The organism is Cytobacillus gottheilii, assembly GCF_900166665.1.
Taxonomy (GTDB): domain Bacteria; phylum Bacillota; class Bacilli; order Bacillales; family Cytobacillaceae; genus Cytobacillus; species Cytobacillus gottheilii_A.
In genome coordinates this window covers 2,602,724-2,618,955 of the sequence record NZ_LT800494.1, presented here as the reverse complement: position 1 = coordinate 2,618,955, position 16,232 = coordinate 2,602,724, and the positions used below count along the sequence as shown (strand labels likewise).

At 42.2% G+C, this 16,232-nt stretch carries 11 protein-coding genes; 9 read left to right on the top strand and 2 right to left on the bottom strand.

Features of this window, described 5'->3' with window-relative positions; translation table 11 throughout:
• Positions 1-694 precede the first annotated feature (694 nt).
• Positions 695-1,876, top strand: a complete 1,182-nt coding sequence (locus tag B7E07_RS12860; protein WP_080844263.1) for an IS256 family transposase — start codon at positions 695-697, stop codon at positions 1,874-1,876.
• 368 nt (positions 1,877-2,244) lie between these two features.
• On the opposite strand, the gene B7E07_RS12855 is transcribed toward B7E07_RS12860, so the two are convergent.
• Both B7E07_RS12855 and B7E07_RS12850 read right to left on the bottom strand, forming a co-directional pair.
• Entirely contained in the window at positions 2,245-3,057 is an 813-nt protein-coding gene (locus B7E07_RS12855; RefSeq protein WP_080846238.1) for a hypothetical protein, read from the bottom strand.
• Positions 3,058-3,167: 110 nt separating this feature from the next.
• Positions 3,168-3,608 carry an ASCH domain-containing protein gene (locus B7E07_RS12850; protein WP_080846237.1) on the bottom strand — a complete coding sequence of 147 codons (441 nt, stop codon included), beginning with the start codon at positions 3,606-3,608 and terminating at the stop codon, positions 3,168-3,170.
• A 127-nt stretch (positions 3,609-3,735) separates the two neighbouring features.
• Here B7E07_RS12850 and B7E07_RS12845 point away from each other — a divergent pair, with 127 nt between their 5' ends.
• The 8 genes from B7E07_RS12845 (at position 3,736) to B7E07_RS12810 (ending at position 16,133) form a co-directional block, all read left to right on the top strand.
• The gene (locus tag B7E07_RS12845; protein ID WP_080846236.1) at positions 3,736-4,266 is read left to right on the top strand and encodes an STM3941 family protein; all 531 of its coding nucleotides are present in this window, start codon (positions 3,736-3,738) and stop codon (positions 4,264-4,266) included.
• Positions 4,267-4,295: 29 nt separating this feature from the next.
• Positions 4,296-5,150, top strand: a complete 855-nt coding sequence (locus tag B7E07_RS12840) for an SDR family oxidoreductase (protein ID WP_139785632.1) — start codon at positions 4,296-4,298, stop codon at positions 5,148-5,150.
• A 126-nt stretch (positions 5,151-5,276) separates the two neighbouring features.
• On the top strand, positions 5,277-6,293 hold the full coding sequence (locus tag B7E07_RS12835; protein ID WP_080846234.1) for a Wadjet anti-phage system protein JetD domain-containing protein: 1,017 nt from the start codon (positions 5,277-5,279) through the stop codon (positions 6,291-6,293).
• Positions 6,284-7,795 (top strand): replicative DNA helicase, encoded by a 1,512-nt coding sequence (locus tag B7E07_RS12830; protein WP_080846233.1) that lies wholly within the window; start codon positions 6,284-6,286, stop codon positions 7,793-7,795. The genes B7E07_RS12835 and B7E07_RS12830 overlap by 10 nt, the downstream gene beginning before the upstream one ends.
• Positions 7,785-8,525: a DUF6063 family protein gene (locus tag B7E07_RS12825; protein ID WP_080846232.1), complete on the top strand. Its 741-nt coding sequence runs from the start codon at positions 7,785-7,787 to the stop codon at positions 8,523-8,525. The genes B7E07_RS12830 and B7E07_RS12825 overlap by 11 nt, the downstream gene beginning before the upstream one ends.
• Positions 8,509-12,918, top strand: coding sequence for a coiled-coil domain-containing protein (locus B7E07_RS12820; protein WP_080846231.1), 4,410 nt, complete (start codon positions 8,509-8,511; stop codon positions 12,916-12,918). The genes B7E07_RS12825 and B7E07_RS12820 overlap by 17 nt, the downstream gene beginning before the upstream one ends.
• 388 nt (positions 12,919-13,306) lie before the next feature.
• The gene (locus B7E07_RS12815; RefSeq protein ID WP_080846230.1) at positions 13,307-13,504 is read left to right on the top strand and encodes a DUF2187 family protein; all 198 of its coding nucleotides are present in this window, start codon (positions 13,307-13,309) and stop codon (positions 13,502-13,504) included.
• A gap of 1,447 nt (positions 13,505-14,951) precedes the next feature.
• Complete coding sequence (locus B7E07_RS12810) at positions 14,952-16,133, top strand: IS256 family transposase (protein WP_080844263.1); 1,182 nt, start codon at positions 14,952-14,954, stop codon at positions 16,131-16,133.
• The last annotated feature ends 99 nt before the right edge of the window (positions 16,134-16,232 follow it).

The window sequence follows — 16,232 nt, the reverse complement described above, 5'->3', positions numbered from 1 at the left end:
CAAAGTGCTCGTGAGCCCGGAAAAAGAGAGATGGCGGGAACATACGAGAGCCCAAAGTGCCCGTCAGCTCGGAAAAAGCGAGATGGCGGGAACATACGAGCGCCCAAAGTGCCCGTCAGCCCGAAAAAAGCGAGATGGCGGGAACATATGAGCATCCCAAGTGCCCGTCAGCCGGGAAAAAGCGAGATGCCGGGAACATACGAGCGCCCAAAGTGCCCGGCTCCAAAAAAGCGAGCTGAAGGGAACATACGAGCGCCCAAAGTGCCCGTCAGCCGGGAAAAAGCGAGATGGCGGGAACAAAAGAGCATCCAAAGTGCCCGTCAGCCCGGAAAAAGCGAGATGGCGGGAATATACGAGCGCCCAAAGTGCCCCACAGCTTGGAAAAAGCGAGCTGAAGGGAACAAAGGAGCGGTCAAAGTGCCCGTCGGCTCGGATTAAGTGAGTTGGCGGGAACATACAAGCGTCCAAAGTGCCCGTCAGCTTGAAAAAAGCGAGATGGCGGGAACATATGAGCATCGAAAGTGCCCGTCAGCCGGGAAAAAGCGAGATGGCGGGAACATACGAGCGCCCAAAGTGCCCGTCAGCCGGGAAAAAGCGATTAAGTCCATATAATTGTGTAAAAAAAAAAGAGTCATTTTATTCCTATTTGTCCACAATGTTAACGACCAAGAAAACATTGGAAAGAGGGATAAAAATGACTCAGTTACAGTTTAACCTAGATATGGACGTTTTAAAAGAATCGATTATGAATTCTAATCTTGAGCTTATTGTGAAATCTACCTTAGTATTAGTCTTGAACGAATACATGGAAAAAGAACGAGATGACTATTTAAATGCAGCTGCCTATGAACGTTCTTTAGACCGTCGTGATTATCGAAATGGATATTATGAACGTGAACTCATCATGAGTATCGGAAAGTTAAGAATAAAAGTTCCCCGAACAAGAGGAGGTGAATTTTCGCCTTCTATCTTTGAGAAATTTTCGCGTGTTGATCAGACACTTATATTATCTATGTTAGAAATGGTCATCAATGGAGTTTCCACTAGAAAAGTAAAGAATATCGTAAAACAATTATGTGGCCAGAGTGTATCAAAATCTTTTGTTTCCTCCCTAACAGAGAAACTGGATCCTGTAGTAAAAGCCTGGGCTAATCGCCCACTTAATGTCGAATATTATCCGTATCTCTACGCTGATGCCACCTATATAAAAGTTCGAGAGAATAACAAGGTCATTTCAAAAGCAGCTTATTTGATTACTGGTATGGGTGAGGACAAAAAGCGTAAAGTACTTGGCTTTAAAATAGATCACGTCGAGAGCTTTCAAGCATGGCAAGAGTTCTTTCAAGATTTAAAATCTCGAGGGTTACAATCACCAAAATTAGTGATTTCAGATGCACATGCTGGATTAAAGAAAGCAATAGAAAGAGTATTTATAGGTACGGCATGGCAAAGGTGCACTGTTCATTTCAAACGAAATATTGTTAACGCACTTCCAAAAACAGGATCACGACAAATCATTTCTGATCTGAGAAGAATATACCAAGTAGTATCAGTTGAAGAGTCAAGAAAATATAGGGACAAATTTATTGAACTATATGCAGAAAATAAGAAAGTAAGAAAGGCAATCGAAATTCTCGAAGAAGGTTACGAAGACACGATCCAATTTCTAAATGAACCAGAAAAGTATCAAATACACATTTTAAGCAATAACTCATTGGAAAGGCTCAACCAAGAAATTAGAAAACGAGTGAGTGTGATCCGTATCTTTCCTAATAATCAGTCTGCATTTCGATTAATTGGTGCATTGTTAATGGAGAATGAAAATTTAGAATTAAATAAGAAAGTTTACCTTACCGCGGAGCGAAATTTTGCTTAGGAGAAGGGGGTACCCCCTTCTCCTAAGCAAAATCAACTAACAGCTATTAATAGGTGGTAACATTGTGAAAAGGAATTTACACAATAATAAGGACTTGACTGAAAAAGCGAGATGGCGGGAACATAAGAGCATCCAAAGTGCCCGTCAGCCGGGAAAAAGCGAGATGGCGGGAACATACGAGCGCCCAAAGTGCCCGTCAGCCGGGAAAAAGCGAGATGGCGGGAACATAAGAGCATCCAAAGTGCCCGTCAGCCCGAAAAAAGCGAGATGGCAGGAACATACGCGCACCCAAAATGCCCCTCACCCCGGAAAAAGCGTATTGACGGGAACAAAAGCTCCCCCAAAGTGCCCGTCAGCTCCCTCTAGCATCACAATCCATCCATCCACCCAATATAAAAAGCCAACTCCGTATTCGATTCTGCAGGGAAGCCCATCTCATAGAGCTCCTCAAAATATTGCTGCTCCCATTTTTTGATCAAGATTCCATAATAATAAGCGATTGGTTTCGAAATGTTGCCCATTTTCAGTTTGCGTATCATTTGTTTAAAGGCTAGAATGGCCATTTCCAGGACAACTTCCTTCTCGTTCTCCCGGTTATTGCGATAAGCAGCGATTAATGTCATCCGCCAAAACTCTTCAATACTCTTTGCATCGGAAAAGTAAATTTTTACGAGTTCAACAAATGGTTTTGGCACCTTGTCACTTGTATAGGTATGGTCAAGCAGCGGTTCGTTACATTTTTTATATTTAGTAGTTGTTTTAGGAAGATTGCTAGTTTGAGGGTGGTTCACTTTTTCCCTTTTGGGTGGTTCAAGGCTGGCAAAACGCTGAAAGATGTATAAGTTACTTGATTGTGAGCCATTTTTCCGTTCTGTTTCATTGACGGTAAGGATGCCGATTTCCATTGCTTTTTGGATCATTCTTTTAAACGTGGAGCGAGATATGCCATTACCCTCGTATTCTTCATGAATTGCTTTTAACATGGTCGCGATCTTAGCGTTTGCGATTCCAGGCACCTTTGCAGCAAATCGTGTAAGGCGCTTCAATCCAACAAGCTCGCTTCTCGTAAACTTCTCTTTCGCCACCGCTAGCCACATTTCTAAATGAACATTATATTCATGTATATCTTTAAATTGAGAAAACCGCTTAAATTGCTCAATACTGCCAGATTTTAAACTCATCCCTTTACACACCCTTTCACAATCTATTTACAGAAACAGAGTGAAAAGAGACAGGGGAATAATTTAAAAAACGCTTTCGGTTTTAGGCCGAAAACGCTTCTTCTATTAGGCTATTTTGGGAAAACTTTTGTAAAACTCTCACAAACTACTATCATATTTGGTGCAAATTCGAGATTATATGGCTTTAATTCATTTTTAAAAAAGTTCTCATGCGCTTCCCACCAAAATGCATAATCACCTTCCCCTTCAGCTAAGGCAAATTCTTCTGACACTTCGTCCATTGGCAGAACCTCAACAGAATCTATTTTAATAATCGCGACAGGCTCGTCGCAGCTATTTAAAACAATTGAGTATTCGCCTGCTTGTGGCAGGGGCTCGTTTTCAAGTTCATAAAAAACATGACCTGAGGTGGTAGCTGTCTTCTTGCCCTCCACAACTAAATCTGCCAGCCAATCGGGCTCTGCACCAAATTGAAAAGCATCTTTATAAGTGACATTCTCAAGCTGATGCAAGCTGCAGTATTCATTCCAAAATACATCTGTTTTTTTCATATTCAATCCTCCCATGATTTCTTAATTATGGAGGAAAAATAGGAAAAAAGGCAATCTTTTCTGATAAATTTCAATCTATATTTCAATGTTTCTGGTAAACTATTAATAAAAAAGTAGAGGTGGGAACATGGAAAATCAATACTTTTACAGCAAATATACAGAGGTGCTTATTATCGGCATTCTTACTGGCATAGCTGGGATCATAACATTATTGATTCTTACAGCAGCTGGAGATCAAATGTCCACATTTTCTCGTACACTGACCATTATTTTATGTGTTTTCTTTTTGGCAACCTCTTTATTATTGCTTTTAACGAGAAAATCCAGACAAAAAAAGCCGGCCATCACCTTAAATGACCAAGGAATAACGATTCATATTAATCCAGGCTACGGGTTTATTGGCTTTGAAAATATAGATGGTGTGATGCTTTATAAAAGACAGTGGAATAAGATGATTGGCATTGTTCTACATAAGGAAGAAAAGTTTATTGAAAGCTATGCTGGAATGAGAAAAATGAACTTAATCAATAATCGCAAACAAGGGTACCCGGCTGTTGAATTGATGCGGTATACGATTGCTGACAGTCAAGCATTCATTGACGCCTTGAAGCTAAAAGGCTGTAAAGTTTATCAGCATTCCAAAGGTGGAAATGGGTAAAAATCCACAAATAAGAGAAGAGGGAAGATATTTTGAAAAAAATAGCGATTGTCACCGGCGCCAATTCTGGCATGGGTTTAGCAACAACGATTTCACTCGCCAAGCAGAATATCCATGTCATTATGGTATGCAGAAATCCAGAAAAGGGAAAACAGGCACTTTATGAGGCCAAAAAAGCTAGCGGCTCTGGGGATATCGAGTTAATGCTATGCGATCTAAGCTCTTTATCACATATTCGCCAATTTTGCGATGAGTTTAAAAGCAAATACCCCAAATTGGATATTTTAATAAATAACGCTGGAGTGGTGTCTTTAAAACGGCAGGAAACAGTGGATGGTTTTGAAGCGATGCTTGGCGTCAATCATCTTGGCCATTTCCTGTTAACGAATTTGCTGCTTGATCACTTGAAGGCAGCGCCACAAGGCAGAATCGTCGTTGTTTCTTCGGGCGCACATAAATGGGGCAAGATGGACTTTGAAGATCCGTATTTTAAAAAGGGCTACAATGTCGTTGTAGGATATGGGCGTTCAAAGCTTGCGAATGTGTTGTTTACACGCGGACTGGCTCAGCGTCTTGAAGGTACAAACGTAACAGTCAACAGCCTGCACCCTGGTGCCGTTGCAACAAATCTTGGTGTGGATCGCACAACCGGATTTGGAAAAGACTTCATTAAACTGCTTGTTCCGTTTTTCAGGACAGCTGAGGAAGGTGCGAAAACGGCCATTTTTCTTGCCACCAGCCCGGCTGTTGAGAAAACAAACGGTCACTATTTTTACAATGAAAAAGAAGCTCCGATGGCTAAAACAGCAAAAGACGATGAATTGGTAGAGCAATTTTGGAGGTGGAGTGAGGGCGAGGTTGGGTTGAGTAGTCCAAATAGGTAAAGAGCAAAACCAGCTATGTAGATGCAGCTGGTTTTATTTGTTGCCTTGCCCTCACCCCCATACTGACTTCTCCCTCCATATCTAGTAAAATAGATGCAAAAGCTGTTGTAATAGAGGTGTTTGAAAATGAAAGAATGGATCACGAAGGAGCTGCTGTCTTATTCCAAGAAGACGATTGTTGTCGAGGAGTTGGAAAGATGGGTTCCAAGTGGATTGACATATGAACAGTTTGCTGAGCAGGTTCTATTACTAGAGAACGAAGGAATACTGGAAATGGTGAAGGCGAAAGGGAGAAATAGCAGGACGCCTTCCTTAGCATACTCCTACCGAATACATACCATTCACTTAAAAAAGGATTATCATGAGCAGCTGAAAACGTATCGGCTAAAGCTGCATCCTTCCATTTCATTAGATTCATATTATCGTCTGCAGCCTGCACAATGGAATATGGATCTGCCCTATCTACTATCCATTCATCAATATCTAGAATCTTTTGGTCTGCCAGTCTATGAGGTGCCAGCTCCTGAACGCAGCGTGGAGTTGGTTGGAGACGAAAAATGGATCACAGATAAACAGGGAAAAGAACTGCTGGAAAGAGTGGGATTATGGAATTCTATGAAAATAATCCCCGTTTCAGATCCGCTTATGTTTGCTCTGAATCCAAAGATGTTTATGCAAAAAGAACATAAGCATTTAATTGTGGAGAATAAAACGACCTATCAAGGGCTTTTGGACGCGTTGCCACATACCTCTTTTACCACTTTAATTTACGGGTGCGGCAATAAGATCCTGAATAGCATGGACCAATTTGAGCGGCAGCTGCCATTAGAAGGGGCTAAGCATCGCTTTTATTATTTTGGGGACCTTGACCGCTCAGGAATTTTTATTTGGCATCGCCTGCGGTCAAAAGTCGATGCGGAACCCGCCATGCCATTTTACGAAGCATGTCTGGCAAAGGAGCATCTCCAAGGCAAAACGAATCAGCGTTTGGACGAGGATGCAGTCGCAGCCTTTTCTGCCTTTTTAAAAAAAGAACAGAGAGAGCAGCTGCATTCTCTTTTGGATTCAGGCTGTTATTTTCCGCAAGAAGTGCTGAAGACTGAAGAGCTGCAAACCATTTGGAGGCAAACAAGATGGAGTTAAACTCGTTTACAGACATTACGAGCGGATATAAGGAGCGGATGCGGAGATTGGCTCTTTTCGACCCGTTATACGAGCTGGACCGCAAGAAAACCAAAGACAAAAAAGGGGATCCTATTGATTTAAAAGGCTTTGGTTTGCTGTCGCTTTTATTCTTTTTTGAGCAAAAGATCATTCGCAATCACAAGAGTGGAAAGCGGGAATTAGCTGTTTTTTTACAAAAAATGTCGAGCGGGCTATATGTGTTAGAGCAAAATTCATATGAAGACATCGCCAGTTTAATCATTGAAACGTTCCGGCCGGCCCACGGAAAAAAGAGAGCCTATTCTTTTTATAACTGGGAGAGCTTTGCAGAAGAAGAGCTGTCTTATTCGTTATTAAAAGCCAATACCTTTGATTCAAAAACAAACACCCAATATTACACCTTGGACGACGATGGACTGGAATTGATTTTTGCCACTAAGGAATTTTACAGTGAATTTCAATTATCCATCAATCAGCTCATGCTTCGCAAACAGCTGGAAAAAGGGGAATTTAAAGGAGCACTGCGGCAAATCAACGAAATGCGCATTGATGTGGAAACCTTAAACGAGCGGATGATCAAGCTGCGCCATGAAATTCAGCGCAGCATTGTTTCAGAAGAAACGTTTGAACGTTATAAACAGCTGCTCGAGGATATTCATGCCAGATTGGCACGCGAAAATGAGGAATTTAGAGAGCTTCGGGAATTTGTAAAGGAAACAAAAGAGCGTTTGTTTGAGCAGGATTTTCACCAAAAAGAACAAAAAACATATGGCTATGTCATTCAGCTGACCAATCAGCTGGAGGAGGTTCATTATGAGCATTCCAAGCTTTTGGATCAGAGCATTGAATTAAAAAATCATACGCTAAAGGCTGCTCAGGAATCTCTTTACTATACCGGAATTGATGCGTTTAACTTCGAGCAGGATATCAACGCTCGCGTCTTTGGAACACCTCTGCCACTGGAAGCCATGAAGGGGCTTCTTCATCCCTTTTTGCCATTAGATCAGCATCAAGCATGGTCACCGCTTACGATCTTTGCTCAGCAAAATATCCGGGAAGATCGCGAAGAAAGACCTGATTATAGCTTTATGGAATTGGGTGCAGAACAAGAGAAACACGACCAAATCATTCTCAAACAAAATTATGCTTATTGCATGAAGCAATTCTTATTGGCAGCGGAGGAAGGCTGCAGTAGTCTCGAGGAAATCATTCAATATATCCGCAAAATAGATGAAAACCTGGTCTCCCAGCGTTTCTTTTATGATTTCTGGGTCGTTCTCCATCAGCGTTCTCCAATCATTCCTGGAATCACAAAAACAGAAGAAGAAGAGCAGACACATACATTTGATGAAGCGATCGCACTGTTAGGCCATCGATCCCTGACCGTAAAAGAGCGCGGAGACATTTTGCACGTAACAGAACGATTTTCCATTCAAAACATGGATATTCACATAGAGGAGGAACCTGAAGATGACTTATAGTGAAGGCAAAGTCATGCTGGCTTTTGAAATCTATTCGCTGCTTTCGCGCGACGGGCGTGCAGGTGCAGAGCAAATGGCCTTGTATAAAGCCGATGATAACGTGCGCGGACTGATTGATCGCTTTGCACATCATGTGGATTGTGTCATTATTTTGGCGGGAGATCAAATGTATATGATTCCCGAGACGAAATTATCTCCTTTTCATGTCAACAATGATTTTCTCAAAAGAACCTATTTAAAATCCGGCGCAACAAATGCAGACATTTATTTGCTGTATTTTACTGTCATTGTGTTATTCGGTGCTTTTTATGATAGCTATCAAACACTTGAGCCTACAAGAGAATTTATCCGGCTTGACGATTGGACTTTGCTTGTGAATGATCGCATTTTAATGTTAATGGAACATGATGAAGAAAAGCTGCTGCAGCACGAAAAAGAGTTTTCCTACAACTGGAAACAAATCATTGATAAATGGGACGATATGAACGACATTAAAGAATCAGCGAAAAAGCAAAGCGGCAATACGATCAGCCGCCTAAGTTTTATGGATACAGCCAAAAGATTTGTCATCGATCAGGAGCTGCTGGAGGAGATCGGCAACAACGAACTGATTTTAACGGAAAAAGCGAAAACGATTGTGCAGCGCTTCTTCATGGAGGTCGAATACAACAAAGGGATCTTGGAATTTATTTATCAATGGGAGGAGGATCACGATGCCGTCCATCAGTAAAATCCGGTTTACAAACGTGGTCTATGAAGATGGGCTAAAACGCTATAATGATGAAATTTTCCGTTTTGACGGCTACAATGGTGCGATTTTGCTGGAAAACGGCGGCGGTAAGACCGTTTTTATTCAGACCGCCCTGCAGGCCATCATTCCGCATACCAATTTATCTGACCGGAAAATCAAACAAACGCTGCAGCTTGATAACTATCCGGCACATATCGCCATTGAATGGATTCTATCGGAAAACCCCCGGAGATATCTGCTTACGTGTGTCAGTTTATTTTTAACAAAAGACGGCCTAAGCTCTTATCGCTATGTGTATCCCTATATGACAGGTGATCAAAACAGCATTGAAGGCGTGCCCTTTGTCAAAAAAAATTCAAACCGTCCAAGTGACCGCGGCGAAATCGCTGATTATTATCAGTATATGACACAGCAATACATGAACGCCCGGACCTTTTCAACCATTAAAGCCTACCAGGAGCATCTGGAAGAGCAGTATCATATCATCGCAAACGAATGGGAAAGCATTGTCAAAATCAATAGTACAGAGGGCGGTGTCGAAGCCTTTTTTGACGATTGCCGCCAAACGAATCAGCTGTTCGACCGGCTTCTGGTGCCAACGGTTGAGAGTGCGATTGCCGGCCACGAAGAAAACAGCTTTGCCGATACATTTGAAAAACAGCGGACAAGCTTTAAGCTCTATAAAGAATTGAAGCAGCAAATCGAAGAAAACAAAGCAATCGAAGCTCAGTTGAACGATTATGTCAGCCGTTTTTCCCGTGTTGATGCCGAATGGAAAGCCTATGAGCAAAAGAAGCAGCACGCCAAAGCCGTGTTACACCTCATTTTAGAAAAAGAAACACAATATGAGCAGTCGCTGAATGATGTGAAGAGAAAAAAGGAAAATTGGCGAGAAGAAGAAAGGCTTTATTTGCAAAAAGATCGCTCCTTGCACATTGAAAAAGCTGGTAGGATTCTGGCAGGTTTACAGGATCAGTTGCACCATTTAAACCAGGAGCTGAATGAAGAAAAAGATCAATATGAACAAGCAAGCAATCAATACATCGCGTTGAAGTTTGCCGAGTTAAAATTGGCTTGTAAACAAGAAGAAGATCAAATCCAATCTTTGCGGGAACAGCTGGACAGCTTAAATGAAGCGGAGGAAGTACAAGAGTTAGAAGAGCGCATCCTTCAAAATCAGCGAGAGCTGCTCGGGCTATTTTTAAATGAAATGGAAGAAAGCGATCGCCGAATAGCAGAAATTCAGTACGAAAAACGGCCCATTGAAGAGAAAATGGCTAAATTTGCTCAGGAGCTAAAAGCAGAACGGGAAAGGCTGAATGCTCTTAACGACCGTTTTCATACTCAAAAAGGCAAATGGGAAGCTCTTCAGGAAAGCATGAGAAAACTGCTGAAAAAGCTGCTGGCTCATCCTGAACAGGAAAATATTAAAGAGAACATTTCTGCTTGGGAAAAACGTCTCGTCTCGCTTGATGAAGAAATTGTTCAGCTGAAAAACGATCACAAACAGCTCGCAGTAGCTTATACAGAACTAGAAAATCAACTGGAAGAAAGCAGACAAGAAAAAGCAAAACAGGAAAAGCTTCAGACACAATTACAAACTGAAATCGTTTATATGGATGAAGAACACAACAAAGTTAAAGCCGTGCTAGGCGGGCTTCAAGTACCTTGGGCGACGATTGATTCCGTTTATTTAAAGCAAGATTCAATTACACAAAAACTGCATGATTACTTGCACAATATCAATGGCGAGGTGGATCAATGCTTATATAAAGAGCGTTTAGCCTTAAGGCTGATGGATGATTACGGAGAACAAGACCTCTTTTTCGCAGATCCCTATTTGGAAAAACAGCTGCAGGGATGGAAAAATCAATTTCATCTGCTTGAAACCGGGATCATGTATATTCAAAATTTAGAATCCGTAAATAAGGAATATGCAAAGAAATACCCGCTTTGGCCAAACACATTGATTACAACAGAAAGTGAGACAGCTGCATTGCGGCAAAAAGTCGCTCACATTCGGAGCAAGCTGCAATTTCCTATTGAGGTTCTTTCCTTTGAGCAAGCGCGGGCGATTGTACTTGGCGAAACCATCTATACGGAGGCTATTGTCCCGGCGCACTGGACGGAAAATGAAGAAATCGCTCATTTTCAGGACTGGAAGCAGTCAATGAAAGAAAATGCTGACGTGGCCACGGTAGCTCGCAAAGAGGCCGAAGCAAAACGATCATTATGGAGTCAGGCAGCCGAGAAATTATCAGCCTTTTTACAAGCATATCCATATCCCTTTTATCAAGAAAAGAAAGAACAGCTTTCGAAATCAACAGAAGCCATTCAAGCATTAAAAGCTCTGCAGAGGGATCTTCACACACAAATGGCTGATAACAAAGATAAAATGGATGCTATCCAATCGAAGGCCGGCAACCTTGAGGGAGAGTATAACGGACTGCAAAAGAGGCTGAGCGACGGACATGAATATCTTCGTTTAGAAAAGGACAGCCATGACATCAGCAAGACACAAAAGGAATACGAGCGGCAGATCAATGAACGGCAGCAAGAAATTCAAAGCAAGGAAAAAACGCAGGAACGCTGGAAAGATCAGCTGCAAGAGCTGGAGGAAAAAAGAATCGCTGAGCATTACCACTACCTGTCGATTCTGGATGATGAAATATATAAAGAAGTAAAAGGACTTCAAGCTTCATACACGAGTAAAATAAAAGCTGTCCTCCTGAACGAGAGGCAGGAACTGATTTTTGCGAGCCGAAAATTATCGAGTTCCCAGCAAGAGCTCCGTTTAAAACTGGATTTTGCTCAGAAAGAAAAAGACCGTTTTTCTGAAGAAATAGCAGAACTTCTGCAAGAACATGGTCCAGTTCAGGAAGAGGTTTCCTTTGTGCCAAACGGAAAAGAGCGAATGAAGCATTATCGAAAAGTAATGAAAGATAGAGATCAGGCTGTCAAAGCTGCTGAGGAACGAGCTGCTGCCTGCCGCGAAGGCTTTGTGAAACAGGAAAAAGCCGTTGACATCGCGAAGGAGCAATTTTTGAATGACTTTCCTGGAGAAGAATGGATGGAGTTTGAAGGAGAAGTGACTGAAATTGAAGCTCTTTTAGTCGCAGAAAATAGACAATTGTATGATAAGCAGCGATACCTTGATCAAGAAGAGCAACGATTTGCGAACGACTATGAGGCTGTTAAAAATGCGTTTCATGAGCTTGATCGTTTTGAAGAGGCTCATCATTTTAAAGGGCCATCGATTCAAGCAGCTGTGTTAACACAGGAAGAAATCAGAGATTTTGCCTACGAACACAAGGCAATCGTGAAAAAAGCAACGAAGCAGCTGCAGGATGGGAAAAACAAAGTAACAAAAGAAAGAGCAAAGCTGGATCAAGCAAAAGAGCTCTTTAAAGCATTTTGCAAAGATCAAATTACCGATGTCAAAATGCGTGAAATGGCCCGGCAAGGAGTCGACAATAAAAAGACCTTTAAAGAAATCGTTGAATTCCAAACGAACATGCAAAAACGGATTCAGACAGCGATTCACTATAATGAAACAACGATTATGGGCTATGACCGAGACTTAGAACAATTCGTGACCCGAATTAGCAATCACCTGCACACGGTGGCCGGTGAACTTAGACTAATCCCGAATAAAACAAAAGTAAAGGTCGCCGACAAATGGAAGGAAATTTATAAATTTGTCATTCCAGATTGGTCCGAGGAAGACGGAAAATCGCGGATCCGCAGCCATATTGAATGGATTGTATCACAGCTCGACTCGGATCGCTTTAGAACTTCTGATGGTAACGAAGATCACGGCAAGGTCCGCAAAGAAATAGAAACCTGGCTGCAGTCCAAACAGCTGCTGCGAGTGGTTATGAACAATGAAATGATGAAAGTCTCCTGCCGTAAAGTTACCAACGACAGCGAAGTCACCACCAGATCCTACTCATGGGAACAAACCAATGTATGGTCGGGCGGAGAAAAATGGAGCAAGAACATGACACTCTTTTTAGGCTTGCTCAATTACGTAGCCGAAAAGCAGAAACACTTGGACCCAAATATGAAAAGAAATCGTGTTGTCATTTTAGACAACCCCTTCGGTAAAGCATCAAGCGACCATGTTCTGAACCCGGTCTTTTTCATCGCAGAGCAGCTCGGCTTTCAAATGATTGCCTTAACCGCGCATGCGGAAGGCAAGTTTTTGCGGAATTACTTCCCTGTTATCTACAGCTGCCGCCTGCGCAAAGCTGCTGATACCAACAAACAAATCATGACAGCAGTGAAACAGCTTCATCATGCCTACTTTCAAGACCATGAACCACAAGCTTTGGAAAGGCTTGGTGAGGTGGAGCAATTGGAACTGTTTTGAGTGGAATGTGGAAGCCGAACCACTTGATTTGGTGGTTCGGTTTTTTATTATTTTGATGCAACTATGTGCTTTTTTGGGGTAAAGGAAAGGTGTGGTTATGCATTGTTTATGTGGAGGCAATCTGTTTTGGTAAGTGTGCTTTGATGCCTGATTGACAGTTGGTGTGGCTAAGTATTGTTTTGATGGTGGCAAGGTGTTTTGGCAAGGTGTGCTTTGTCTGATTGATGCTTGGTGTGGATAGGCATTGTTTTAATGGTGGCAATCTGTTCTATCGAAGTGAGGCTGTGTTGATTTGTTCTCATTTGGTGAATGGAGCTCCAGGTATCAATGCGAAAATCGATGGTCATACTAAGGAAACAAAACAAACATTATAGTTGGAGGTACGAGGATGGAAGAGCAGAAAAGCAGTATAAAGACAGCGAATATTGGTGACTGGGTGGAGGTAAAAAAAGGCGAAGCCAAAGGACAAAAAGGGAAAGTCGTCGTGCTTCGGGAAAACTCGGTGATCATTGAATACGGTTTGAATGAAAAGAAAGACGAACCACTGATGACTGTGGTGAATCATCGGAATTATAAGTTGGTTTGATTATTTTATTTATTGATTTAGTTGCGAATTGAAATTTACTCCATTGGATGAGAAATTGATGCTGTTGTGAAGAGGAAATATATTAGAGTGCCCGTCATGGATTGTTATGACGGGCTAAAATTTGTGGAAAGTTGCAGTAAGGATAGGGGATTTGTGTTGGCGGGCACTATAGGTGTGTGAAAGTGCCCGCCAGAAGAGAAAACTTTTGTTGGGGGGGCACTAAAGATGGGGGAAAGTGCCCGCCGGAAGAGAAAATTAAAGCTGGCGGGCACTAAGGGTGTGTGAAAGTGCTCACCAGAAGAGAAAATTAAAGCTGGGGGGCACTAAGGGTACGGGAAAGTGCCCGTCAGAAGAGAAACCCAAGGATGGGGGGCACTAAAGATGCGGGAAAGTGCTAGCCAGAAGAGAAAATCAAAGCTGACGGGCACTAAGGGTACGGGAAAGTGCCCGCCAGAAGAGAAAATCAAAGCTGACGGGCACTAAGGGTGCGGGAAAGTGCCCGCCAGAAGAAAAACCCAAGTCTGGGGGGCACTAAAGGTGCGGGAAAGTGCCCGCCAGAAGAGAAAATCAAAGCTGCCGGGCACCAAAGGTACGGGAAAGTGCCCGTCAGAAGAGAAACCCAAGGCTGACGGGCACTAAAGGTACGGGAAAGTGCCCGCCAGAAGAAAAACCCAAGTCTGGGGGGCACTAAAGGTGCGGGAAAGTGCCCGCCAGAAGAAAAACCCAAGTCTGGGGGGCACTAAGGGTACGGGAAAGTGCCCGCCGGAAGAGAAAATTAAAGCTGACGGGCACTAAGGGTGTGTGAAAGTGCTCACCAGAAGAGAAAATTAAAGCTGGGGGGCACTAAGGGTACGGGAAAGTGCCCGTCAGAAGAGAAACCCAAGGATGGGGGGCACTAAAGATGCGGGAAAGTGCTAGCCAGAAGAGAAAATCAAAGCTGACGGGCACTAAGGGTACGGGAAAGTGCCCGCCAGAAGAGAAAATCAAAGCTGACGGGCACTAAGGGTGCGGGAAAGTGCCCGCCAGAAGAAAAACCCAAGTCTGGGGGGCACTAAAGGTGCGGGAAAGTGCCCGCCAGAAGAGAAAATCAAAGCTGCCGGGCACCAAAGGTACGGGAAAGTGCCCGTCAGAAGAGAAACCCAAGGCTGACGGGCACTAAAGGTACGGGAAAGTGCCCGCCAGAAGAAAAACCCAAGTCTGGGGGGCACTAAAGGTGCGGGAAAGTGCCCGCCAGAAGAAAAACCCAAGTCTGGGGGGCACTAAGGGTACGGGAAAGTGCCCGCCGGAAGAGAAAATTAAAGCTGACGGGCACTAAGGGTGTGTGAAAGTGCTCACCAGAAGAGAAAATCAGATTAAGTCCATATAATTGTGTAAAAAGAAAGAGTCATTTTATTCCTATTTGTCCACAATGTTAACGACCAAGAAAACATTGGAAAGAGGGATAAAAATGACTCAGTTACAGTTTAACCTAGATATGGACGTTTTAAAAGAATCGATTATGAATTCTAATCTTGAGCTTATTGTGAAATCTACCTTAGTATTAGTCTTGAACGAATACATGGAAAAAGAACGAGATGACTATTTAAATGCAGCTGCCTATGAACGTTCTTTAGACCGTCGTGATTATCGAAATGGATATTATGAACGTGAACTCATCATGAGTATCGGAAAGTTAAGAATAAAAGTTCCCCGAACAAGAGGAGGTGAATTTTCGCCTTCTATCTTTGAGAAATTTTCGCGTGTTGATCAGACACTTATATTATCTATGTTAGAAATGGTCATCAATGGAGTTTCCACTAGAAAAGTAAAGAATATCGTAAAACAATTATGTGGCCAGAGTGTATCAAAATCTTTTGTTTCCTCCCTAACAGAGAAACTGGATCCTGTAGTAAAAGCCTGGGCTAATCGCCCACTTAATGTCGAATATTATCCGTATCTCTACGCTGATGCCACCTATATAAAAGTTCGAGAGAATAACAAGGTCATTTCAAAAGCAGCTTATTTGATTACTGGTATGGGTGAGGACAAAAAGCGTAAAGTACTTGGCTTTAAAATAGATCACGTCGAGAGCTTTCAAGCATGGCAAGAGTTCTTTCAAGATTTAAAATCTCGAGGGTTACAATCACCAAAATTAGTGATTTCAGATGCACATGCTGGATTAAAGAAAGCAATAGAAAGAGTATTTATAGGTACGGCATGGCAAAGGTGCACTGTTCATTTCAAACGAAATATTGTTAACGCACTTCCAAAAACAGGATCACGACAAATCATTTCTGATCTGAGAAGAATATACCAAGTAGTATCAGTTGAAGAGTCAAGAAAATATAGGGACAAATTTATTGAACTATATGCAGAAAATAAGAAAGTAAGAAAGGCAATCGAAATTCTCGAAGAAGGTTACGAAGACACGATCCAATTTCTAAATGAACCAGAAAAGTATCAAATACACATTTTAAGCAATAACTCATTGGAAAGGCTCAACCAAGAAATTAGAAAACGAGTGAGTGTGATCCGTATCTTTCCTAATAATCAGTCTGCATTTCGATTAATTGGTGCATTGTTAATGGAGAATGAAAATTTAGAATTAAATAAGAAAGTATACCTTACCGCGGAGCGAAATTTTGCTTAGGAGAAGGGGGTACCCCCTTCTCCTAAGCAAAATCAACTAACAGCTATTAATAGGTGGTAACATTGTGAAAAGGAATTTACACAATAATAAGGACTTGAC

What these genes read in the sequence shown, in the direction of transcription:
- B7E07_RS12860 (WP_080844263.1), top strand. Translation starts at nt 695, where the DNA reads ATGACTCAGTTACAGTTTAACCTAGATATGGACGTTTTAAAAGAATCG.
- B7E07_RS12855 (WP_080846238.1), bottom strand. Translation starts at nt 3,057, where the DNA reads ATGAGTTTAAAATCTGGCAGTATTGAGCAATTTAAGCGGTTTTCTCAA.
- B7E07_RS12850 (WP_080846237.1), bottom strand. Translation starts at nt 3,608, where the DNA reads ATGAAAAAAACAGATGTATTTTGGAATGAATACTGCAGCTTGCATCAG.
- B7E07_RS12845 (WP_080846236.1), top strand. Translation starts at nt 3,736, where the DNA reads ATGGAAAATCAATACTTTTACAGCAAATATACAGAGGTGCTTATTATC.
- B7E07_RS12835 (WP_080846234.1), top strand. Translation starts at nt 5,277, where the DNA reads ATGAAAGAATGGATCACGAAGGAGCTGCTGTCTTATTCCAAGAAGACG.
- B7E07_RS12830 (WP_080846233.1), top strand. Translation starts at nt 6,284, where the DNA reads ATGGAGTTAAACTCGTTTACAGACATTACGAGCGGATATAAGGAGCGG.
- B7E07_RS12825 (WP_080846232.1), top strand. Translation starts at nt 7,785, where the DNA reads ATGACTTATAGTGAAGGCAAAGTCATGCTGGCTTTTGAAATCTATTCG.
- B7E07_RS12820 (WP_080846231.1), top strand. Translation starts at nt 8,509, where the DNA reads ATGCCGTCCATCAGTAAAATCCGGTTTACAAACGTGGTCTATGAAGAT.
- B7E07_RS12815 (WP_080846230.1), top strand. Translation starts at nt 13,307, where the DNA reads ATGGAAGAGCAGAAAAGCAGTATAAAGACAGCGAATATTGGTGACTGG.
- B7E07_RS12810 (WP_080844263.1), top strand. Translation starts at nt 14,952, where the DNA reads ATGACTCAGTTACAGTTTAACCTAGATATGGACGTTTTAAAAGAATCG.